Origin of the sequence: Paenibacillus sp. VMFN-D1 (assembly GCF_003386155.1) — a bacterium.
GTDB lineage: Bacteria > Bacillota > Bacilli > Paenibacillales > Paenibacillaceae > Paenibacillus_AQ > Paenibacillus_AQ favisporus.
In genome coordinates, this window is sequence record NZ_QRDU01000001.1 from 2,646,784 (window position 1) to 2,666,807 (window position 20,024).

Consider the following 20,024-nt stretch of genomic DNA (forward strand, 5'->3'; position numbering starts at 1 on the left):
CGTAGCTTAAATTCTGCTGATCTCCACTTGGCCAAGCAGCCGGCGGAAGGTGTCCGGATCGACGCTGCCGGCCATGGCCGATAAGGCGTTCGCCGTCCCTGCGGCAGCGGCCATAGCTATGCCCTCCTCGGCGGGGAGCTGCTTCAGCAGCGACACGGCCATGCCCGCCACAAAGGAATCGCCGCAGCCTACCGTATTGACCACCTGAATCGGAGGAGTCACGGCACGATAACGTCCCTGCGATGTGACGGTCAGCGATCCGGCACCCCCGAGCGACACGCAGACGCGCTCCATCCGGTATTCGCGGAGCAAGTCTTCCATCGCCCGGAGCAGCTCCTGTTCATCACGGATGCCCGTGCCAAGCAGAGCAGCAACCTCTTCTTCATTGGGCTTGATCATATCCGGATTCGCCTGCAGTCCGAATCGGAGCGCGTCACCGCTGGCGTCAAGAATCACGTACGCCCCTTCCTTTTTGGCGGACCCGACAAGACGGACGTAATAATCGGCCGGGGCCCCGGCCGGCAGGCTGCCGCTGATGCAGACGACTTTCGATGTGCGTGCCAGAGCGGCTATCGTCTGCTCCATCGCGTCAAGTGCCTGGTTATCAACCACCGGACCGGGCTCCAGAAGCTCTGTCGACGACCCAGTCTCTTCATCGATGATGTTGAGGCATAGTCTCGACTCCCCTTCCACGGCGACAAATTGATGTGCAATGCTCATATCATCGAGCTGCTTCTTGATGATTTCCCCGTTCATGCCGCCGACGATGCCCGAAGCGGTAACCTCCGCCCCGAGCTGCGCGGCGACCTTCGCCACATTAATGCCTTTCCCCCCGGGGGCTGCCAGATATTGTCTGACCCGGGATACCTTCCCGTGCGGAAATGCCGGCAAGTAGTATGTTTTGTCAATGGCTGCGTTCATCGTTACGGTCGTTATCATAAGATCCCATCCCATCTATGGCTTGATTTCGCAAGGCAGCTCCGATGCCTGTATCTCCGCCGTGTGGTGCCATCTGCCTTCATGCTGCAATGTTTGGAAAGCTTTGTTCCTGCTTGGGGTTGACGAATGCAGGCTTCCGGACGAGCCCGAAGCGACGAGCACGGTTCCTCTATGTAGCACGACCTGCCGATTTCATTGCGGATAAACCATGGCCGCATTCCTCATAGACCTGCAAAACATGGGAATTCTATGTATGCCGGCACTTCTCGCTGCACGTGAACGGTCAGATTTAAACTCAGGAGGCTATAGAGCTATGAAGTGGATGTCCGCCGTATTCGTCAAATCCATTGCCTTGTCCCTCGCGCTGTCTCTCTCGCTGCTCGTTGCCGAGCCGGACCCTTCCGTTGATCCTCCCTACGCCAAGTGGGGCCTGATTGCTGTGAAGGAAGCCCAGAAAAAATACAACTCGGAAATTACGGATTACCTGCATATCGGACGCATCAATCTGTCGCCGACGGAAGCGGAAGAAACGTTCAAGCTGCTGCTGAGCCGGCAGGGCATGCCGGCAGCTGTGCTGGCTACCGTCCGGTTTAACACGGTGACCGAAAGACTGATATCCATTAAGTTCAGAGACACACAGCCTTAAAACCCGATCCTTAACAGGCAGGCTCGTTCAGATCGCCAGCTGCTCCAAATGCTTGACGCAGTTGAAAAGCCCGCATTCCCAGCTTTCCTCGATCTTTCGGATGACGGTGATGGATGTGTTATGCAGATGCTCGGACGTATCCGTGTGCGGAATCAGAACAGGAAGCAGCGTGCCGATCAGCGCCCCGTGGCTCACCACGAGGACGCGATCTTCAGGATGGCTGGCGCAAATGTCCATGACCGCATCCATTCCTCTGGCAATCATCGAGTCGTCGGGCTCGATCCCGAGATCCAGCGAAGCCCAATCATAACCCCATCGAAGCACCCGGTCTTCCTCGATCGTTCCTTCGATCTGACCGCAGTGGATTTCCCGCAGCCGCGGATCGACCCGGACGGTGAGCCCCAGCGCGGCCGCAATCGTTTCGGCGGTTTCCCGCGCCCGCGACAAATCGCTGGCATAGACGGCGTCCCACCGCTCGTTCTTCAGCCGGGCAGCCAAGGCTCTTGCCTGGGCCCGCCCGGTTTCGTTCAAAGGGATATCCGTCTGGCCTTGCGCCCTGCGCTCAATGTTCCAATCCGTGATGCCGTGCCTTACAAATCCGATCGTCGTCATTCGCCAACATCCTCCTTGTCGTAAAACTTCATATGGCCCTTCGTCTCCCGATAATAGGCGAGCCGATCCGCAAGCGTGCCGGTATGAAGCTCAAACCGGTGCCCGTCCGGGTCCAGGAAATATACCGAGAGCTTGTCCCGCTCATCCCGCTGCCTGCCCTCAAGTACGCGAACGCCGTAACGCTGCAGCCGGGACAGCCAGGCTTCGAAATCCTGATCTTTCACCGTAAAGGCAATATGCGTATAAGTCGATGGTGTATCCCCCCGCTCCGCATCCTCCTGATTCAGCGCAATCCAGAGGCCGGCAAGATCAAAGTAAGCCAGCTTCCGGCCCTGCACGAGCAGCTGGGCGCCCAGAACGTCCCTGTAAAAAGCGATGGACCGATCCAGATCCGAAACGGAAAAACAAATATGATTCACACCCTGTATGTTCATGATTCCTCCTGCATTCAGCCTTTTTGTCCCACACAGCTGGCCGTTAACAATGCTAATCCCACACCTGATCCAGCTTATCGGCATAAAAGGCAATCGCCTTCCGGTACGCTTGGATCCCGCTGTCCGCGCTGGTTTCCGCAAGCTGTCCGAGGAGCTCCTCCATTGCAGCGGCGTGCTCCCCCAAATTGTACAGAGCCATGGCGTAAAAAACGGAAAACTCCCTGCGTTCGGGAAACTTCTCCATCGCCTGCTTCAACAGCGACTTTGCGTCCTCATATCGTCCCAGCGTACGGTATGTACTGCCGAGCCCAAGCATCGCCCCCGCCAGCTCTTCGCCTTGCAGTCCGAGCGAAATCGCCTTTTCATAATAAGGCACGGCTTCCTTCTCCAAGCCCAGTACGTCGTGAGTCCATGCGGTCTGATACAAGATCACCGGATGCTCAGGCTGTTCTGCCAGCAGGGAAAGCCAAATTTCCCTGGACTGCTCGGCATTCCCTGACTGCCGGAGCGTTACGGCGTTCCTGAAGGTGCGGCGCCCGGCAAAATCCTCTCGTCCGGCCCTGAAAACGATCAAGTGGCCGTCCCGCAGGTGGTTTTCCCGAAAACCGAGCCTCATAAGAACCTTTTGTGATCGAGGGTTATCCGTCTCCACATGGGCTTCGATCTCATCCAGCTTCATCACCTCAAAGCCGACCTTCATCAATTCTTCGAGCGCCTCAGGCATATAACCGCTGCCCCAATACTCCGGAGACAGATCATAGCCCATTTCCGCCCTTTCCCTTTCACCGTCCTTGACCCAGCAGTGGAATCCGCAGGTGCCCATAAACGTATCGTTCTCACGGTCAAATATGGCATACCTGCAGCCGGAACTGCGGGTGAGCGCAATAATTTCGTCCGCTTCCTCCAGGCTCACCAAAGGCTCGATATCCATGAACCGGGTGACTTCCGGGTTGGAGAACAGCCGAAAGACGTCTTCCCGGTCCCCCGGCTCAAGCGGCCTCAACCTCAGCCTCTCCGTGTGCAGGACAGGGTACTGTACATCACGCACCGCTGTGCCCCCTTCATGTTGAAATTTTTGCAAAAAACGCCGGATTGCCATATTGCATATAGCGCCAAAAATAAGCGTTGACAAATACATAAATTTGTGTTATGATATAATATTTACTTTGACATTCAACTTCCCTGTCCGTAATATAGACTCTGTCTTGAAATCCATGAGTTGGAAATAGGGAGGAATCGAAGGATGAGTACGAACCAAACTGCCGCAAGCGTGTTTATGCTGGACGTATCCGCCGTCATGATGGGCAGCGTTAACACCGTTCACCCTGCGGTCATTACGGATGGAAACGATACGCTCCTGATTGACACCGGCTACCCCGGTCAGTACCCCCTCTTGCGGGAAGCGATGAAGTCCCATGGCCTATCGATCGATTCGATTACCCATGTCATCATTACGCATCAGGATCTGGATCATATCGGCAGCCTGCCAGCCATACGCCAGCACGCCCCTCGTCCGGTGGAAGTCATGTCCAGTCAAGAAGAAAGGCCCTATATTCAGGGTGAAAAGCGTTTGATCAAGGTAACCCCGGAGGCGATCGAACGGGCCAAAGCGTCCCTGCCTCCGGAAGTACCTGCTGAATGGCGTAATGCCTTTATTTCTACGCTGGAGAATCCACCCCGGTCGCCTGTCGATACAATCATCCATGAAGGGGAAGAGCTCCCCATCTGTGGCGGCATCGTCGTGATTGGCACACCGGGGCACACTCCCGGGCATATCAGTTTATACCATCGGCCGACCCGGACGCTGATCGCGGCCGACGCCCTCCGGGTCGTTGACGGAGAGCTGCATGGGCCGGATGCCGACACGACCGTCGATATGCCGCTTGCGACGCAGTCCATCGCCCAACTGGCCGCCTACGACATATCATCCGTCATTTGCTACCACGGCGGAAAACTTGAAGGACCCGTTGTGCAGCGTCTACTGGAGCTAAGCGGAACGCAGCGTTCCCTTTAGAAAGAAGGATCAACGGCCCGTTCGCAGCCGGCGACCTGAGTGCTGTAGTAGTCGTAAGCTCTATGCATTTTTGCCATATATTCCGGATCCCCGCTGGAACAGGCAAAACGGATATCTCCTCCGCGCTGCGTTCCGGACGTTCCCGTTTTCTTAAGAATATAGTCCAGCCTCCGCACCGTTCCGGCGCTCCCGTCAATGATCTCAATATGCGGCGGCAGAATCTGCCTCAAGATCCGGGTATAGAAGGGATAATGCGTGCATCCGAGCACCAGGGTTCCGTATTCCTCCAGCCGATAATTAGCAAATTTATCCAGAAAATACCGTGTCATCCGGTCCGGGTCGAACTCCAGCGATTCGCAGTACCCGACCAGCTCGGGGAGCGGCAGGGAGTCTACGATGCTGTGGTCATCCACCCTGGAAACGAGCTGGGTGTATTTAGACTGGTGCAGGGTCAGCGGGGTTGCCGCCACCAGCACCCTTTTCCCGGTCAGCCGGTTCCTTTCAACCGCGGGCTTAACCGCAGGCTCCATCCCGATGATCGGAATGTCGTATTCCCGGCGAAGCTCCTCCGCCGCGGCGCTCGTCGCCGTATTGCAGGCAATGACAAGCGCTTTGATCTCGTCCTGCAGAATCATGTCCACGGACTGGCGGACATAATCGAGAACCTGATCCTTTGTCTTGGTTCCGTAAGGAACGTGAAGCGTGTCTGCAAAAAATAAAAAGTCTTCGTTGGGCAGCTGCTTTACGGCTTCAGACAGCACGGTCAGTCCGCCGAGGCCTGAATCAAAAAGCGCAATTCGCATGTTGTTCACCTGATTTTTCTTAATAATTGCTCCGGGCGCATATCAATGGCTGCCCGGCGATGTTCCATCCGGGGCCGTCAGCCCCGGAGTTATTATATCATGTTGTCCGGGCATCTTCGGGAAATCTGTAAACCATGCCGATAAAGAGCACGTTCCGCCCCCCCACCATCGAGGAGAACTCGCAGGTCTCCCTGAATCCTGCCCTGCTGTATACCTTTGCGGCACGCTGATTGAATTTGGCTACCGCCAGGCGGATTCCCTTCCCGGGAAACTTATCGGAAACATAAGCCATGCCCGCTTTTACAAAATCCAGGCCGGCGCCCTGCCCCGTCAGCTCGGGATTCATGCCCAATCCGTAATCAACGCAGGTATCATCTTCATATAGACCGGCCCCATAACCTCCGGCAACACGGGCTGAATTGCCCGTGCAGTAAAAACCGACCAAATTTCCGGCGGAGTCCGACGCTGCTGCATAATCCCCGTTCATCAGCTCCAATATATCTTCTTCATCTGCTGCCATACTATAGAAGTCGTACGGCGCCGGATAGCGCCATGTAGATATCCGGGCGGCAGCTTCCCGGGTCATCGGTTGAATCTGCATTTCCATGCCTAATGGTTACCTTCCTTCAAGTTTTACTGCTCACCAAGTCCACGGCCGATAAAATTGGCCGAAACCCTTGGCACATGAAGCTCTTTGGCCCAAACGGACAGCTGGCCCATATGATGAATTTCATGGGCGATGACGTGCTTTGCGACCTCACCGTAACGCAAAGGTTCGGCATGCCAGGCGGCCTTGACGATTTCCCCGTCCCGCTCAGGACTCCGGCTCAGAATCAGCGGACGAAGCTCTGTCACGTAGCTGTCGGACAAGGCTCTGACTTTGCTCAGGGTCGCGAAATCCTCGAATTTTGGTTCTGCAGCCTCCTTGCCTTCGGCAGCCAGCATCCAACTGTACTCGACGTCAGCGATGTGGAACAAGGTTTTCAGGATGGAGCCAACTCCGCCCGTTCGCTCCTTCAGTAATTCTTCATGACTTAACTGTGCGCAGACATCAAACCATTCATCGCGTACCTGCCAATTATATAGAAAAAGGGATTTCATCATTTCCTCCTGGCGCAGTGTTCCTACGCTCATTGTTCATGTTATGAACCCGACGCTTGCCCCGACCGGGCGGCCCTCCCGGAAAATTGTTCCGTATTTTCAATTTCCTTAAATTATTTTTTCTGAGGTACGGTCTTCAAGGGCTCGGCAACCATCCAGACATGGCCGAACGGATCCTTGATCTTCCCAACCAAGTCCCCCTGAGGCTGTGCGGCAACCTTCCTAAGTAAGGACGCTCCAGCCGCAACGGCGTTGTTCACTGTTTCCAATGCATCCTCAACGGTGATATACAAAATCACCGGCGTCCCACCGAGTGTTTCCGCTGCGGTATTATGCTCCGGAAATTCGTCCGCGACCATGAACCGCGAAGCACCGACCCGGATTTCAGCATGCGATGTTTTCCCGTCTTCCGTAACCATCCGGTTCGCTTCCGTCGCGCCAAACACCGATTGGTAAAAAGAAATTGCAGCGACAGCATCATGAACGGCCAACATCGGAATGATGCTCAAAGCCAGCCCCCCTATTAAAGATCATATCCGTTCTATTTAATATAATCGCTTTTCGTAGCTTTCCGCCAGCGATCGTGCAACCTGCTCCTCCGTAACCTTTAATCCGCGCACATGATCCGCGATGATGGCGGCAGGATTTGGCAGCTTCTCCCGCTTCGGCCATTGTTCCGGATCCCAAAGCTTGGAGCGCTTGAAGGCTTTGGCACAGTGAATATAGCACTCCTCGACCTCCACACCGATGCCTATTTGCGGGATCTTCCCCTGGGCGGACATTTTCTCCATCAGCTCAGGATCCGCAGTAATGCAGGCCTTTCCGTTAATCCGGAGCGTCTCCTCCAGCCCTGGAATGATAAAGATCAGCCCGGCACTCGGATTCTGCAAAATATTTAGCAGCGAATCATACCTCCGGTTACCTGGTCTTTCCGGAATGACCAGCCGCGTATCATCCAATATGTATACAAAGCCCGGTGCATCGCCGCGGGGTGATACGTCGCAGCCGCCCTCCGCGTCACTCGTGGACAGGAACAGCAGCGGAGACTTGGAAATAAATTCGCGGCAGTGGGAATCCAAACGAGTGATAACCTTGTTCCTAACCAGCTCGCTGGGAGGACTGTTCAGTAATCGAAGCTCCTCCTCCGATTGAATGATTGCCTTAAAAGGACTTGCCGTCATCGCTCATCCCCCTGTTTCTCATTCATTTTGTATATAATGTAATCCAGCTTCTCCTCAACTCTCCTCAAGGCGGCATCGGAATTTCTGACATGCCTGCTGCCGTTGGATACGTATTTGAACAAGCCGAAGAAAAACAAAAGGATCAAGCCGATCACGACAAGCGAAAATACTAGGCTGAACACGTTAACCGACACTTCCAACGCACCTCCATGAACCTATTATAATCGTTTTGGACAGGGAAGACAGCCGGACGGGCACTAATCACTTCGGCTTTTCGGATCAAGCTTGTGATTTTGCCCCATGCCCATGATATCATATCAAGTAGTACACCATTTACATAAAGGGAGATGAAGGATGTTGAAACAGGAACTCACGGAACGGTTAATCTCATACGCCAGGGTGGAGACTCAATCGAATGAAGAAAGCAGCACCACGCCTTCGACCCCGGGACAGCTTACCCTCGCGCGCATGCTGGTGGAGGAGCTGAATTCCATCGGCATGAAGGACGTCACGATGGATGAGAACGGCTATGTCATGGCCACGCTTCCTTCCAATACGGACAAGGATGGCGTGCCGACGATCGGCTTACTCGCCCATGTGGATACCGCCACGGATTTTACCGGCAAAGGCGTCAATCCGCAAATCGTCGACAACTATGACGGAGGCGATATCGTTCTGAACGCGGGACTAGGCGTCGTCCTTTCCCCAAAGCTGTTTCCTGAGCTGCCTCAGTACAAAGGGCACACGCTGATCACGACAGACGGTACGACCCTGCTTGGCGCGGATAACAAAGCCGGCATTGCCGAAATCATGACGGCGATGGCTTACCTGATCGGCCATCCGGAAATCAAGCACGGGACGGTCAGAGTCGCGTTTACCCCCGACGAAGAAATCGGCCGCGGCCCCGAGAAATTCGATGTTGCGGCTTTCAACGCCGATTTTGCCTACACCGTGGACGGCGGTCCTCTTGGCGAGCTGGAATACGAGAGCTTTAACGCAGCCAAGGCCAGCATCACGATCCAAGGCACCAACGTTCATCCGGGCACGGCGAAGAACAAGATGGTCAACTCGATCAAAATCGCCATGGAGCTGAATTCCATGCTTCCACCGGAGCAGGCGCCCGAGCATACGGAAGGCTATGAAGGGTTCTATCATCTGCTCTCGCAGAACGGAGATACCGAACGCACAAAAATGGAGTACATCATCCGCGATTTTGACCGGACGGAATTTGCCGCCAAGAAGGAGCATCTGACCCAGGTCGTAAAGCAGCTTCAGGCCAAATACGGCGAGGAGCGCGTCACTCTGGAAATGCGCGATCAGTACTATAACATGAGGGAAAAAATCGAGCCGGTGAAAGAGATCGTCGACGTAGCCTACGAAGCGATGGAAAGCCTGGGCATCACGCCGATTGTCAAGCCGATCCGCGGCGGAACGGACGGTTCCCAGCTCTCCTATATGGGGCTGCCGACGCCGAATATTTTTACGGGCGGTGAAAACTTCCACGGCAAGTTCGAATACATTTCCGTCGACAATATGCTGAAGTCGGTACAGGTCATCATCGAAATTCTGAAGCGCTTTGAAGCAAGAGGCGTATGAGCATCGTTCCGGAGGGAAACAACCAGCGCAATATCGAACGTTTCTCCGGATACGGGGATACCTACGACCGCTACCGGCCCGCAGCGCCTCCTCTGGTGACGTCCCTCCTGACTGGGTACCTTCAGCGCAAGCCGGAACTGGTGCTCGATCTGGGCTGCGGCACCGGGCTGTCCACGCTTGTCTGGAAAAAGCACGCGGATCAGGTTATCGGCATCGAGCCGAATGACGACATGCGCAGCGTCGCGGAGTCCAAGCTGGAGCAGATGACGGATGCAGCCCACATCCGCTTTATGGCAGGCTACTCCAACCAGCTTGCCGTCGGCAGCGAAACCGCCGATATTATTACGTGCTCGCAGTCTTTTCACTGGATGGAGCCGGCAAGCACGCTGCTGGAGGCTGTCCGGGTGCTGAAGCCCGGCGGCATCTTCGCCGTCTACGATTGCGACTGGCCGCCGACACTGTATTGGCAGGTGGAGCAAGCTTACGAAGAAGTGATCAACCGGGCCGACGGCATCATCCGCGAGCAGCTCAGCCAGGAGAAGCAGGCTGTCAAAAGGGATAAGGAAAAGCATCTCGCGGCCATTAAGGACAGCGGCCATTTCAGGTTCGCCAAGGAAATTGTGTTCCATCATGCGGAGGATTGCGATGCTGACACGTATTTCGGCATCGCAATGAGCCAGGGCGGAGTTCAAACGGTCCTCCGGCTAAACCCGAAGGAGTTGGATGAAGACATTAAGCGTTTCAAACAGGTCGTCGTTGACTTCTTCCAGGAAAGGACGCTGCAGGTTTTGTTCAGCTACCGGATGAGACTCGGCGTAAGATAAACCTGAAGATGACAAAAAATCAGGCCAAGCAGCCGGTTTTACTTTCCTCCTCAGATAAAGGGAAGTACATCGAACCGCTGACGCCTGATTTTTTTGCCTGCTTCTTCAGCCCTGATCCCCTTAAAAGTAATTCTTCATCGCTAAATATCCCCCACTTGATTCACTTTGGCAATTGACAAGTAAACACTGACCAAGCCAATCAGGCCCAGCACTACGTATAACATGTTCGTGTTCAACGGAATATGAAGCAGTCCTGCGAAATTCGGGAACTGCATGAGAAAAACAGAGCAAATCACGGTCGGAATGACCGCCCTCTTCCAGATCCCGAACAAAAACAGCGGAACAAAGCTGATCACCGAGACAACCGCGGAATGAACGATCGACTTGACCGTAAACGAAATGATGTCCGCGAGGGTTGGCAGTCCGTGAATGACGTCGATGAACAAATCGAACACATAGGTGGTAATTCCGGATAGTACAAAAGATATAAGCGTACACAGGAAAACCGCCAGGAAGATAAACCAAACTTTGGCCATAACCAGTTTCTTGCGGCTAATGGGATATCCGAATGAAAGGGACATCGTTTTATTCTTATATTCCTCGATAAATACGTGATTAATCATGGAGGCGCCGAACAGAACAAACCCCATTTGGATCGCCGACATCAGCTCCATCGCGCTTGAATAACTCTCCTCAAAATCCGTGAACGCTAAATCAGCCATGACCACTTTTAAAAAGAAAACGGGAAGAAACATAAGGATCACCCAATAGATTATCACTTCACCGATAACCTTCTTCTGCTCTAATTTTCTCCACTCGAGCTCAATCAGTTTAGTCAATTTTATCGCCCCCCTGGATTTGGTTGTAAAAATAGTCTTCCAACGTACTCGTATGCTTCTGAATTTCCTCAATTTCAATATCGTTCGATATCAATGTTTTCGAAATATCACTTGTGGATCGGGCTGTGTCGTATACACGAATCCTTGTATCCTTCACAATTTTGATGTTGGAAATTTGCAGCTTATGTTCAAGTATATAGACCGTTTTCTGCACATTCGAAGTGACCAGTTCAATATAATCGGTCCGCAGCTTCTGAATGTCGGCCAGTGCGACTTCATTCACCAGTTTCCCGTGCTGAATCATCCCGATTCGGTCAGCCATCTGCTCGATTTCACCCAGGATGTGACTAGACAGGAGAAACGTTATGCCATATTCCTTGTTTAACATCCGGATTAATTCCCGCATATCTTTAATCCCGATGGGATCCAGCCCATTGGTGGGTTCATCCAGGACAATAAGCTCAGGCTTCGTAATCATGGCACGGACGATTCCCAGACGCTGTTTCATGCCAAGCGAGAAGTCCTTCACTTTCTTGTCATCAATCCCATGCAAATTGACCATATCCAGCGCTTGGGTGATGGCCTTTCCGTCATAAAAGCCCAGATAATCACAGTGAATCCGCAAGTTCTCCATGGCTGTTAGATGTTCGAAAAATATCGGATATTCAATGATGCTCCCGACTCGCTTTAACCCGTCTTTTGCAGATTCCGTAAACTTCTTGCCAAATAGCATGATTTCTCCCGATGTGGGGATGATGAGTCCCGTGAGCATTTTCATGATCGTCGTTTTACCGGCACCGTTCGGTCCAAGCAAGCCGTAAGTTTCTCCTTTTTTTACCGTGAGATTAACATTCGAAGTAATCGTTTTTCCCTTTACCGTTTTGGTAAGCTCATAGGTTCGAATGACGTCGCTCATTTGAGTTATGATCCTCCCGTCTATATTCATCCTTTGAATTACTTCTATCGTAAAGCAAGGAATGGATCATTTTTCTTACTCAATCCTTACAAGTTTCTTAAGTTCGTAAAAAAAGGCGTTCAGACAGAACACCTCTTACGGGAGATCTAATATGGCACCTGTTTAAAAATGCATGTAAACGTCGTTTTCTCAAACGGTGTGCTCGTAAGCCGAATCGATCCTTTCATGGCCTCCGTTAAACGTTTCGAAATGCTAAGGCCTAGTCCGCTACCCTGAAATTGCGGGTTTCGGGCGTCATCTAATGTGTAAAGTCTTTCAAACACGCGGTCTTGGTGAACTTCTGTAATGCCTTTTCCGCGATCCCAGACGTCGACAGCAACCGATTCGCCTTCTTCCCGAAGCGTTAAACCAAACACGCCTCCGTCGCTTCCATACCGGATTGAATTTGATATTAAATTGTTTAATATTCGTTGCAGCGCATGCTCATTAGCGAGTATGTAAAGGGGACGCTCCGGAATTTCAAGCTCCACCCGAAGACCTCGGGATGTCAGAAGCTCATAAAATTCAAGCACGCTTTGGCGGCAAATCTCATTGAGGGAAATTTTGCTGAGCGGGATTTCGTAGTCTTCCGACTCGATTTTAACGAGATCAAAAAACTGGTTAAGCAATGCGACCAGACTGTTCACTTTATCGTTTAGCCGCAGAATCACCTGCTTCCTTTCTTCTTCGGTAATCGATTCTTCCTGGTTCAGCTTTTCGGCATATCCCAGAATGACCGTCAGGGGCGTTTTCAAATCGTGGGACATGTTGGATATCATTTTCTTCAGACTATCCTTGGTTCTGGCATAATCCGCAATCACTCTTTGGTTGTAATCCAGCAGACGGTTGATTTGGATCAGCAACTGCTGCACGGCTTGCTGGTCGGTTTGGAAAAGCACCTTCTCGGCGGTTTGATGTTCGATGATCTCCATGATTTTATTCGATATTTCCTGTACATTCCGATTCCATGTTCTGCGGGAAACAAACTGCCAAATATTCATTAGGAGCAAAACAGCAATAGCCGCGCTTAGAAAAATAACCATGGCTACCCTCCCAATTTATATCCGATGCCCCAAACGGTACGAATAAACTGAGGATTGGAAGGATCCTCCTCGATTTTTTCTCGAAGCCTGCGGATATGAACGTTAATCACGTTTTCATTCCCATAATAATCGTCTTGCCAGACGAATTGATAGATTTGCTCCTTGGTGAACACCCTGCTCTGATAAGTTAAGAATAATTTCAGAATATGAAACTCCTTGGAGGTGAGCGTAACACTCTGACCTCGGACCTGCACAGAAAACGTGCTTAAATCAAGAGTGAGGTCCTTATAATGAATCCGATCCTCCGTCGGCTGATTTTCCGTCCGGATATATTGCGTTGCCCTGCGTATGGCAGCCTGCACTCTGGCGGTTAGCTCAATCATGGAGAACGGCTTGCTTAGATAATCATCTGCGCCAAAACCAAGTCCTAGAGCCTTGTCAAGGTCGCTGCCTTTTGCGGAAATAATAACGACGGGAACGACGCTTCTTTCCCTGATCTGCTTGAGCACATCCATGCCATTTACTTTAGGAAGCATTAAATCCAGCAAAACCAGATCAAACTCCTCCTTATCAATAAATGATTCCGCTTCTTCCCCATCCAGCGCGACAAACACTTCATAGTTTTCCTGTTTTAAATGACTCTCAATCAGCTGGCTGATTTCCTTATCGTCTTCGATTATCAGAATGCGCTTTGGCACGCAGATCCCCCCGAGCTCCTCGTATTTTGACCGGTAAAATTTCCAACACCTACACTCTCCACTTCCGGATGAGCTGATTGGTCACTTCCGACAACAGCAGGCCAAGGGCAATCGCGCCCGAAATCATAAAGGCTTCGGCTCCCAGCTGGACGGCCTGGTCATACTGGTTCTCGACCGCGTTGCGCATCGCGTCATAAGCCGTTCCGCCGGGGACCAGCGGAATGATGCCCGATACGCTGAACACGATGATCGGCGTGCGGTACCTTTTGGCGAACAAATGGCTGATCATCGTGACGCAGTAACTGGCGACCACGGTGGCCGTAATTCGCAGCACGTGCATATCCTGAAGCCATATATACAGCAGCCAGCCGACCATCCCGGCAAATCCGCACTGCAGCAGCGCCTTTTTCGGGGTGTTGAAGAGCATGCCAAACGCAGCCGACGCGACGAAGCTCGTGATGAGTTGTTCAATGTACATGCGGCATCCTCCTCATTGAAATGACAGCATAAACGCGATGCCCGCCCCGATCGCAAAAGAGGTGATGAACGCCTCGGCCCCCTTCGACAAGCCGGAAACCAGGTGGCCTGCCATCAAATCGCGGATCGCGTTGGTAATCAGCAGTCCCGGCACGAGCGGCATAACCGAGCTGATGACGATAATGTCCAGGTCCCGGCCGAAGCCGAATTTGACGAACAGGATCGAGCAGAGGCCGATCGCCAGCGCTCCCGAAAACTCGGCGAAGAACTTGACCGGAATCATCCGCTGCAGCATCAGCGTGCAGTAATATCCGAGACCTCCGGCCACAGCCGCGGGCAGGAAATCGGGCCAAATGCCGCGGAACATGATCAGGAAACAGCCGCTGGCCAGCGCCGCCATCAGCAACCGCAGCCACAGCGGGTAAATATCGCCTGTCCGCTGGATGTTTTCCAGCTCCCGGCGCGCTTCAGCGATGGTCAGCTCCCCTTTGCTGATGCGGCGGGATACGCTGTTCACGCGGTCGATTTTATGCAAATTCGTCGTCCGGTCCGAAATCCGGTTCAGCCTCGTGATCGGCTGCGGATCCTCCATAGAAAAAATGAGTCCCGTAGGGGTCATGTAGCTATGCGTTTTATCCACGCCAAAAGAAGCGGCAATCCGCACCATGGTATCTTCCACCCGGTACGTCTCCGCTCCGCTCTGCAGCATGATTTGCCCGGCGAGCAGGCATACCTTCATGATTTCGTGCTCCCTTTGCACCAAGTCTTCCAAAGCTCTTCCTCCCGTATGCGCAAAACCCTATGTTAGTTACAGTATAATCGGTTTGCCGGACAAAAACACGGACAAGCGTCACTTCCTCGAAATCGAGCGGTATCCTCCGGAGTAAGAAGTACCCTTCGGTTATTGGGGCTTGACTCCGATATACAGCAGATGAGAGGAAGCACCTAGGATATATGGGTCTTCTGCTGCCTCCATGACACGGTTCAGGAACCGCTGATATTGCTCTGGACCGCGGCCCCGCCAGTATGCCCACTGTTCCTCGTTCATAGACTGCACCACGCTGCCGGATGCGATTAACTTCACGCTGTCGAAGCCGTGCTGCTCCATGAAGGGACGAATTTCATCAATCGGAAAATAATAAGCTCCCGTAAACCGGCCATCATCGCTGTGGTTGAATACACCCGTTCTCATAAACTCATCAATGCCGTCCATCGTATCATTCGGCTTCCAGGACTGCGGATGCAGCAGCGAATTGATCAAGTGCCTCGTCCGGGACATAAAGGCGACAAATACATGTCCGCCGGGTTTGACCACCCGGAAGAGCTCCCGGGCCGCCTGGTTCCGGTCTTTCTCCTGCTGAAGATGGTACAGCGGCCCAAGCATCAACACAGCGTCAAACCGCCCGTCTTCAAATTTTCCAAGATTTCTTGCATCGGCCACGTGTATCCCCTGGAACCGTTCCTCCAGCTTGCATTCCTTCACCTTGCCGGCCGCAATGCCGACGAGTCGCGGAGACAAATCGGTCAAGGTTACGTCATAGCCTTCCTGCGCCAGCGCAACCGCATATTTGCCCGGCCCCGCCCCGTTGTCGAGGACATGTGTTCCCGGCTTCAAATACCGTTTAATGAAATGGAGGTTGACCATAAATTCGACCGGCTCCCGTTCCAGTCTCCCCCATTCATCAAACTGATTATAGTAATCGATTATGCTGCCCATCTTTCCGCTTCCTTTCTATAGACGGATTCCCGTCCTTCCTATTTCAGAGCTTATCCCAAGCCAAACCGGTTTCCAGAACCGCCTGGCCGGCGATATTCAGCGTTTTTTCAGAGACAGGACTTCCACCCATTTTTATATAAAATTGACGCGCCGGATTATCCTTGAGCACCCATACGTACATGGAACCGAAGCCGTTCTCCCGGAAGGCTTGGATCAGCGTGTTCACCAGCAACCTCCCGTATCCCTTTCCCTGATGTTCCTGAAGCAAATACAAGGCGTAGATTTCCGCATCATACCCGGCCCCTTCTTCCCGGCATTTTCCCCCTTGTATAAAACCGCACACCCGTCCGGCTTCATCCTCGGAAACGAATGTCCATAAGTCCTTGTCCCCCCGGCTTAGAAGCTGCTTCCACCGATCCAGCCGGCTCTCTACCGTCAGCTGGTCCAGATAGGCGTCTGCGATCATGCCTCTGTAGGTCGTTTTCCAGCTTTCCACGTGGACCTTGGCCAGCACCGGGTAATCATCATATGCAGCCTGTCTGATGCTCATACGAAAAATCTCCTTCCGCATAGTACACATTCCAATGCATCCATTCTCACCAGCGTTAATCAGTCTCGAAAAAACTTGATCACCGTCTGGCTTGCCATTATAATAAAAAACAAGAACAAATGTTCTCGTTCAAAATTCTTCGATCATCGCTATGTACATACTTACCTGTAATAATGGAGGAGATAAAACCATGAATCCCTGCTGCCAAAGCGCGCTGCATCATATAGACGTTGCAATTCGTTCCATTCTCGAGATCATGGACGGTCTGGATGAAAGCGATCTGCCGAAACGGCCGACCCCCGGCAAATTTTCCGTAGGCGAGCTGCTGGAGCATCTCGCCATGCTGCCGCTCGCCGATTCGATCATTTCAGACGGTGCCTCTCAGGAAGAGATGGCTGCATTTTACAGCCGGACATCGTATTCGACGAGCGCGCGCATCCGCCAAGCCTTTCAAGATAACTATGAATCCCTTGTTCAAAAATACGGCTCGCTGACGGAAGCCCAGCTTCAGGAAGAGGTTTCCACCTACTGGGGGGCATCATATACTCGGTTCGGCTGGCTGCTGGAAATTTTGGCGCATGTATACCATCACCGGGGTCAGCTTCATTCCATGCTCGTGCATGATTTGGGACTCGACCCGCGCGTTTCTTTATTCGAGTAATACATAACTGTTCATTCGGCTGCCGCGTTGGACCATAGGGCTCCTCCCGTTACGTTCTAGGAGTATCCCTTCAGGATGTGCCCGGTAAGGTTACTTTCTCAAAATGTTCAACGACCGGGAAAGGGTCGTAATAGTGATGAAGCAGCCCTTTCCACCGAGCATAAGATTCGGACTGCCTGAATCCATCCGTATGGTCCTCAAGGGTTTCCCACTTCACGAGAAGGAGGTATTTGTTTGGAACCTCCATACAGCGCTGAAGCTCATGACCGATGTACCCTTTCATGGCAGATATAATACCCGAAGCCTCCCGGAAGGCTTGCTCAAATGCTTCGCCCTGCCCCGGCTTCACCTGCAGCATCGCGGCTTCCAGAATCATATCATTTCCTCCTGACTGTTCATATGGTTGAAATAGAGATACAGCCGCCTCCTATCTACAGCTTCTTGACGGATTCCGCGATCGTGATCTGTTTTTCCTGATCCCACACATCATGGATTTCAAAGGTTCCCTCCTCGAAGAAGAGCGGAAATCTCTTGCGGAACCACGGCTGCATTGGCAGCTCCAGCGCATCCTCGATCGTTACCCAACGGAGCTCGCCTTCCGGCGGATTGGCGAGGAGTTCTCCCTCGTAATCGTTGGCGACGTAATTGAACACCATGTAGCGGTAATTTTTGGCCGGATCGGCAAATTCGTCAATTCCTTTAAACTCCAGATCCTTTACCCGGAGCCCGGTCTCCTCCCATACCTCGCGGATCGCCCCGTCCGAAAGACTCTCGGGGAATTCCACCTTGCCGCCGGGACCGATATATCCGGGAAAACCGCGGTCATCCGGACGATTCAGAAGCAGAACACGGTCGCCGTCCCGCACCAGACACATCGTATACAGCGCGACCTCCACGGCTGCGGTTTTGGTAGTCTCCATTCCTTGCACTCCCTTTTTTTCTATGTTCTCTTCCTCATTTATTCCGGAATTTAACATCCTGCGTGATTTCCGGGGCCATATCGTAGGCTGCACCCAATCCTTTTTCCTCAATAGCTTGTCTCGATACCCTCTTTAGCGTAATCGACCCGCTGAACTCCGATCGGAACAAGGGCAGGCTGACCGCCACGCAGCCTTCGTCCACCCATCGGGCCTGCAAATGCTCGAGCCCGGCGATCTCCGTCTCGATCCCTTCACGGTACCATGGATGCTCCTCATCTTCGGACGTTCCTGGCTCATTGAGACATACGTACAGCGACAGGCTGTCGCACAGCTTCAGCAGGTTAAAATGGCGCTCCACCCGGCTGGCGTCCAATCCGCTGAGCTGACTTTGAATCCGTTCCTGCCGATGGATCTCTTCCTTGTAAAACCGGGCGGCTTCCGGTTCTTCCGCATAACGGATCTGCTGGAACGACGCATAGTGCATGCTGCAGAGCAGACCTGCATACGGATCCATCGCTTCCGCCTCATCCAGGCCGGTTCGGTACGAAGACAGTTTGGGTACAAGCGGATAGTTGATAAAGGAAAACGGGCTACTGCTTTCTGAATCCCATAGCGGATTCTCGTCCAAATATCTCCAGCCGCGATCATGCTGGGTAATGGCCAGCACCGCAGCTTCACGGTCCGATCCTGTCGGCATCCACTCCGGCAACAAATGCTCTGCGATCTGTCCCGATAACTTGGCATGATCATGCTGGCGAATCAGAACGAAGCCTTCCGGTTGTTCTCGGACAATCATCACATTCACCCTCCATCGGTTGATGTTTTTACTAATATTAACTTTTCCCAACTCATTTTCCCAGTAAAAATTTACTTGTGGATCGCCAATCTTCCTCGGCCTTGCACCATCAGCAGAAAAAAACCTCCAACCGGAACATTCCGGCTGGAGGCTCAATATCACATGGGGAAGGGGAAAAGCTGGTGCAGGAGCGGTATTGCGGATTAGAAATCAGAGGTAGCGATTTGAATCGTACCGAACACCGGACCGGCAGCTGTAGCCAGCAGTGCGGCGACAAGCAGACGTTCCACCGACAGCGTCAAGCTGTTTGCAGCCGGGATCGTATAAGTGACAACAGGGGCGTTGACGCGGGTGATGACAAGGTCAACCGGAAAAGCCGACGTATTATTCACCGTGACCGCAGCATTGATTCCGCCGGCAAGGTTCTCATAGAACGACTTGCCGACACCAGCGGCTAGCGAGTAGAACTGCTCTGGTAACAAAATAGCCATGTGACATGACCTCCTTTACCATTTGATAGATTATCCTATGCTTGAAATCTATCAATGCAACGATACTTGCCGCTAGATTGAAACACATTTTAATAGACTCCCCAGCCTTGTAATGACGATTCTGACCGCTTTCCTTCAGGTCTATTCTTTATATCAAATCCAGACGGAGCCGGACCATATCCTGCACTTGGATTCCGTCTTCATAGAATACTTCCTCGTAGTGTCGGATAAAAAAGCCCGGGTCCACGCCCACGATCCGGAAACCGCAGCGTTGATAGAGCTTCAATTGAGGAAAGCTGGAGTTGGCTGTGCCGATTTCCACCGCATGCGCTCCCTGCCTCCTGGCTTCTTCGACCGCGTTTTCGACCAGCATTTTGCCGATTCCTTTGCCCTGAAGGTCTTCCCGTACCGCAATATTGACGATTTCAACCGTTTTCGGATGCGTATCGATCAGCACGTACTCTCCTGCCAATTCGCCGTTCAGGTAAGCTCCATATCCCCTGCCCCTTGCGACGTAATCCTCAACCATCTCTTTGGATGGATCAGCAAGCAGCAGCAAGTCATAGGGGATATCCTCGCCGATTCCCCACGGTTGAATGGTTATTTCCATCTTGCAAATCACCTCTTTCGTTCTCATGAGCCAAGCTTCTGATTAGCATATGCCATATGTAAAGTTTTCCTTTCCACCCTGGGGGCCGCTTGCTACAATAGAGAAGCTAATGCATCA

General features: G+C 52.6%; 28 protein-coding genes. 5 read left to right on the forward strand and 23 right to left on the reverse strand.

Annotation, left to right across the window (positions count from 1 at the left end):
• Positions 1 to 6: 6 nt before the first annotated feature.
• On the reverse strand, positions 7 to 939 hold the full coding sequence (gene pfkB, locus C7820_RS12075) for a 1-phosphofructokinase (protein WP_116231129.1): 933 nt from the start codon (positions 937 to 939) through the stop codon (positions 7 to 9).
• A gap of 313 nt (positions 940 to 1,252) precedes the next feature.
• Here pfkB and C7820_RS12080 point away from each other — a divergent pair, with 313 nt between their 5' ends.
• A complete protein-coding gene (locus C7820_RS12080; protein WP_181909008.1) occupies positions 1,253 to 1,585 on the forward strand; it encodes a DUF3889 domain-containing protein in 333 nt (110 codons plus the stop codon).
• A gap of 27 nt (positions 1,586 to 1,612) precedes the next feature.
• Here the strand turns inward: C7820_RS12080 and C7820_RS12085 are convergent, their stop codons facing one another.
• The 3 genes from C7820_RS12085 to C7820_RS34030 are packed head-to-tail and all read right to left on the reverse strand — an operon-like array spanning position 1,613 to position 3,679.
• On the reverse strand, positions 1,613 to 2,197 hold the full coding sequence (locus C7820_RS12085; protein WP_116231131.1) for a histidine phosphatase family protein: 585 nt from the start codon (positions 2,195 to 2,197) through the stop codon (positions 1,613 to 1,615).
• On the reverse strand, positions 2,194 to 2,631 hold the full coding sequence (gene fosB / locus C7820_RS12090; protein WP_116231132.1) for a metallothiol transferase FosB: 438 nt from the start codon (positions 2,629 to 2,631) through the stop codon (positions 2,194 to 2,196). Before fosB ends, C7820_RS12085 begins: the two co-directional genes overlap by 4 nt.
• A 52-nt stretch (positions 2,632 to 2,683) precedes the next feature.
• Positions 2,684 to 3,679 carry a tetratricopeptide repeat protein gene (locus C7820_RS34030; protein WP_309545750.1) on the reverse strand — a complete coding sequence of 332 codons (996 nt, stop codon included), beginning with the start codon at positions 3,677 to 3,679 and terminating at the stop codon, positions 2,684 to 2,686.
• A 195-nt stretch (positions 3,680 to 3,874) separates the two neighbouring features.
• Here C7820_RS34030 and C7820_RS12100 point away from each other — a divergent pair, with 195 nt between their 5' ends.
• Positions 3,875 to 4,645, forward strand: coding sequence for an MBL fold metallo-hydrolase (locus C7820_RS12100; RefSeq protein ID WP_244867299.1), 771 nt, complete (start codon positions 3,875 to 3,877; stop codon positions 4,643 to 4,645).
• Here C7820_RS12100 and murI read toward each other — a convergent pair.
• The 6 genes from murI to C7820_RS12130 form a co-directional block, all read right to left on the reverse strand.
• Entirely contained in the window at positions 4,642 to 5,448 is an 807-nt protein-coding gene (gene murI, locus C7820_RS12105; RefSeq protein WP_116231133.1) for a glutamate racemase, read from the reverse strand. The genes C7820_RS12100 and murI overlap by 4 nt on opposite strands.
• 97 nt (positions 5,449 to 5,545) lie before the next feature.
• Positions 5,546 to 6,055 (reverse strand): GNAT family N-acetyltransferase, encoded by a 510-nt coding sequence (locus tag C7820_RS12110; RefSeq protein ID WP_116231134.1) that lies wholly within the window; start codon positions 6,053 to 6,055, stop codon positions 5,546 to 5,548.
• Positions 6,056 to 6,081: 26 nt separating this feature from the next.
• Positions 6,082 to 6,549 carry a DinB family protein gene (locus tag C7820_RS12115; RefSeq protein ID WP_076167774.1) on the reverse strand — a complete coding sequence of 156 codons (468 nt, stop codon included), beginning with the start codon at positions 6,547 to 6,549 and terminating at the stop codon, positions 6,082 to 6,084.
• Positions 6,550 to 6,662: 113 nt separating this feature from the next.
• Complete coding sequence (locus C7820_RS12120) at positions 6,663 to 7,058, reverse strand: VOC family protein (RefSeq protein WP_116231135.1); 396 nt, start codon at positions 7,056 to 7,058, stop codon at positions 6,663 to 6,665.
• A 36-nt stretch (positions 7,059 to 7,094) separates the two neighbouring features.
• Positions 7,095 to 7,730, reverse strand: coding sequence for a pyridoxamine 5'-phosphate oxidase family protein (locus C7820_RS12125; RefSeq protein ID WP_116231136.1), 636 nt, complete (start codon positions 7,728 to 7,730; stop codon positions 7,095 to 7,097).
• Complete coding sequence (locus tag C7820_RS12130; RefSeq protein WP_076167781.1) at positions 7,727 to 7,924, reverse strand: hypothetical protein; 198 nt, start codon at positions 7,922 to 7,924, stop codon at positions 7,727 to 7,729. Before C7820_RS12130 ends, C7820_RS12125 begins: the two co-directional genes overlap by 4 nt.
• Positions 7,925 to 8,087: 163 nt before the next feature.
• On the opposite strand from C7820_RS12130, the gene pepT reads away from it, so the two are divergent.
• Complete coding sequence (gene pepT / locus C7820_RS12135) at positions 8,088 to 9,326, forward strand: peptidase T (RefSeq protein WP_116231753.1); 1,239 nt, start codon at positions 8,088 to 8,090, stop codon at positions 9,324 to 9,326.
• A gap of 2 nt (positions 9,327 to 9,328) precedes the next feature.
• A complete protein-coding gene (locus C7820_RS12140) occupies positions 9,329 to 10,150 on the forward strand; it encodes a class I SAM-dependent methyltransferase (RefSeq protein ID WP_181909070.1) in 822 nt (273 codons plus the stop codon).
• A 140-nt stretch (positions 10,151 to 10,290) separates the two neighbouring features.
• On the opposite strand, the gene C7820_RS12145 is transcribed toward C7820_RS12140, so the two are convergent.
• The 8 genes from C7820_RS12145 to C7820_RS12180 form a co-directional block, all read right to left on the reverse strand.
• A complete protein-coding gene (locus C7820_RS12145; protein WP_116231138.1) occupies positions 10,291 to 10,989 on the reverse strand; it encodes an ABC transporter permease in 699 nt (232 codons plus the stop codon).
• Positions 10,982 to 11,905: an ABC transporter ATP-binding protein gene (locus C7820_RS12150; RefSeq protein ID WP_116231139.1), complete on the reverse strand. Its 924-nt coding sequence runs from the start codon at positions 11,903 to 11,905 to the stop codon at positions 10,982 to 10,984. Before C7820_RS12150 ends, C7820_RS12145 begins: the two co-directional genes overlap by 8 nt.
• 146 nt (positions 11,906 to 12,051) lie before the next feature.
• Positions 12,052 to 12,987, reverse strand: a complete 936-nt coding sequence (locus C7820_RS12155) for a sensor histidine kinase (protein ID WP_116231140.1) — start codon at positions 12,985 to 12,987, stop codon at positions 12,052 to 12,054.
• A gap of 2 nt (positions 12,988 to 12,989) precedes the next feature.
• Positions 12,990 to 13,685: a response regulator transcription factor gene (locus C7820_RS12160; RefSeq protein ID WP_116231141.1), complete on the reverse strand. Its 696-nt coding sequence runs from the start codon at positions 13,683 to 13,685 to the stop codon at positions 12,990 to 12,992.
• A 49-nt stretch (positions 13,686 to 13,734) separates the two neighbouring features.
• Entirely contained in the window at positions 13,735 to 14,163 is a 429-nt protein-coding gene (locus C7820_RS12165) for a threonine/serine exporter family protein (protein WP_116231142.1), read from the reverse strand.
• A 12-nt stretch (positions 14,164 to 14,175) separates the two neighbouring features.
• Positions 14,176 to 14,934: a threonine/serine exporter family protein gene (locus C7820_RS12170; RefSeq protein WP_116231143.1), complete on the reverse strand. Its 759-nt coding sequence runs from the start codon at positions 14,932 to 14,934 to the stop codon at positions 14,176 to 14,178.
• Between the two features lie 129 nt (positions 14,935 to 15,063).
• On the reverse strand, positions 15,064 to 15,879 hold the full coding sequence (locus tag C7820_RS12175) for a class I SAM-dependent methyltransferase (protein WP_116231144.1): 816 nt from the start codon (positions 15,877 to 15,879) through the stop codon (positions 15,064 to 15,066).
• Between the two features lie 43 nt (positions 15,880 to 15,922).
• The gene (locus tag C7820_RS12180) at positions 15,923 to 16,429 is read right to left on the reverse strand and encodes a GNAT family N-acetyltransferase (RefSeq protein WP_181909009.1); all 507 of its coding nucleotides are present in this window, start codon (positions 16,427 to 16,429) and stop codon (positions 15,923 to 15,925) included.
• A 190-nt stretch (positions 16,430 to 16,619) separates the two neighbouring features.
• Here C7820_RS12180 and C7820_RS12185 point away from each other — a divergent pair, with 190 nt between their 5' ends.
• Positions 16,620 to 17,090 (forward strand): DinB family protein, encoded by a 471-nt coding sequence (locus C7820_RS12185; RefSeq protein WP_116231146.1) that lies wholly within the window; start codon positions 16,620 to 16,622, stop codon positions 17,088 to 17,090.
• 70 nt (positions 17,091 to 17,160) lie between these two features.
• Here the strand turns inward: C7820_RS12185 and C7820_RS12190 are convergent, their stop codons facing one another.
• The 5 genes from C7820_RS12190 to C7820_RS12210 form a co-directional block, all read right to left on the reverse strand.
• A complete protein-coding gene (locus C7820_RS12190) occupies positions 17,161 to 17,466 on the reverse strand; it encodes an antibiotic biosynthesis monooxygenase family protein (protein WP_116231147.1) in 306 nt (101 codons plus the stop codon).
• A 55-nt stretch (positions 17,467 to 17,521) separates the two neighbouring features.
• On the reverse strand, positions 17,522 to 18,010 hold the full coding sequence (locus C7820_RS12195; protein ID WP_116231148.1) for an 8-oxo-dGTP diphosphatase: 489 nt from the start codon (positions 18,008 to 18,010) through the stop codon (positions 17,522 to 17,524).
• A gap of 34 nt (positions 18,011 to 18,044) precedes the next feature.
• A complete protein-coding gene (locus tag C7820_RS12200; protein ID WP_116231149.1) occupies positions 18,045 to 18,806 on the reverse strand; it encodes a DUF3891 family protein in 762 nt (253 codons plus the stop codon).
• Positions 18,807 to 19,009: 203 nt separating this feature from the next.
• Positions 19,010 to 19,297 carry a hypothetical protein gene (locus C7820_RS12205; protein WP_116231150.1) on the reverse strand — a complete coding sequence of 96 codons (288 nt, stop codon included), beginning with the start codon at positions 19,295 to 19,297 and terminating at the stop codon, positions 19,010 to 19,012.
• A gap of 148 nt (positions 19,298 to 19,445) precedes the next feature.
• Complete coding sequence (locus C7820_RS12210; RefSeq protein ID WP_116231151.1) at positions 19,446 to 19,907, reverse strand: GNAT family N-acetyltransferase; 462 nt, start codon at positions 19,905 to 19,907, stop codon at positions 19,446 to 19,448.
• Between the last annotated feature and the right edge of the window lie 117 nt (positions 19,908 to 20,024).

Excerpts from the sequence above, each read along its gene's own strand:
- pfkB (WP_116231129.1), bottom strand. The coding sequence starts at position 939 with ATGATAACGACCGTAACGATGAACGCAGCCATTGACAAAACATACTAC.
- C7820_RS12080 (WP_181909008.1), top strand. The coding sequence starts at position 1,253 with ATGAAGTGGATGTCCGCCGTATTCGTCAAATCCATTGCCTTGTCCCTC.
- C7820_RS12085 (WP_116231131.1), bottom strand. The coding sequence starts at position 2,197 with ATGACGACGATCGGATTTGTAAGGCACGGCATCACGGATTGGAACATT.
- fosB (WP_116231132.1), bottom strand. The coding sequence starts at position 2,631 with ATGAACATACAGGGTGTGAATCATATTTGTTTTTCCGTTTCGGATCTG.
- C7820_RS12100 (WP_244867299.1), top strand. The coding sequence starts at position 3,875 with ATGAGTACGAACCAAACTGCCGCAAGCGTGTTTATGCTGGACGTATCC.
- murI (WP_116231133.1), bottom strand. The coding sequence starts at position 5,448 with ATGCGAATTGCGCTTTTTGATTCAGGCCTCGGCGGACTGACCGTGCTG.
- C7820_RS12110 (WP_116231134.1), bottom strand. The coding sequence starts at position 6,055 with ATGGAAATGCAGATTCAACCGATGACCCGGGAAGCTGCCGCCCGGATA.
- C7820_RS12115 (WP_076167774.1), bottom strand. The coding sequence starts at position 6,549 with ATGAAATCCCTTTTTCTATATAATTGGCAGGTACGCGATGAATGGTTT.
- C7820_RS12125 (WP_116231136.1), bottom strand. The coding sequence starts at position 7,730 with ATGACGGCAAGTCCTTTTAAGGCAATCATTCAATCGGAGGAGGAGCTT.
- C7820_RS12150 (WP_116231139.1), bottom strand. The coding sequence starts at position 11,905 with ATGAGCGACGTCATTCGAACCTATGAGCTTACCAAAACGGTAAAGGGA.
- C7820_RS12155 (WP_116231140.1), bottom strand. The coding sequence starts at position 12,987 with ATGGTTATTTTTCTAAGCGCGGCTATTGCTGTTTTGCTCCTAATGAAT.
- C7820_RS12165 (WP_116231142.1), bottom strand. The coding sequence starts at position 14,163 with ATGTACATTGAACAACTCATCACGAGCTTCGTCGCGTCGGCTGCGTTT.
- C7820_RS12175 (WP_116231144.1), bottom strand. The coding sequence starts at position 15,879 with ATGGGCAGCATAATCGATTACTATAATCAGTTTGATGAATGGGGGAGA.
- C7820_RS12180 (WP_181909009.1), bottom strand. The coding sequence starts at position 16,429 with ATGAGCATCAGACAGGCTGCATATGATGATTACCCGGTGCTGGCCAAG.
- C7820_RS12185 (WP_116231146.1), top strand. The coding sequence starts at position 16,620 with ATGAATCCCTGCTGCCAAAGCGCGCTGCATCATATAGACGTTGCAATT.
- C7820_RS12190 (WP_116231147.1), bottom strand. The coding sequence starts at position 17,466 with ATGATTCTGGAAGCCGCGATGCTGCAGGTGAAGCCGGGGCAGGGCGAA.
- C7820_RS12195 (WP_116231148.1), bottom strand. The coding sequence starts at position 18,010 with ATGGAGACTACCAAAACCGCAGCCGTGGAGGTCGCGCTGTATACGATG.
- C7820_RS12200 (WP_116231149.1), bottom strand. The coding sequence starts at position 18,806 with ATGATTGTCCGAGAACAACCGGAAGGCTTCGTTCTGATTCGCCAGCAT.
- C7820_RS12205 (WP_116231150.1), bottom strand. The coding sequence starts at position 19,297 with ATGGCTATTTTGTTACCAGAGCAGTTCTACTCGCTAGCCGCTGGTGTC.
- C7820_RS12210 (WP_116231151.1), bottom strand. The coding sequence starts at position 19,907 with ATGGAAATAACCATTCAACCGTGGGGAATCGGCGAGGATATCCCCTAT.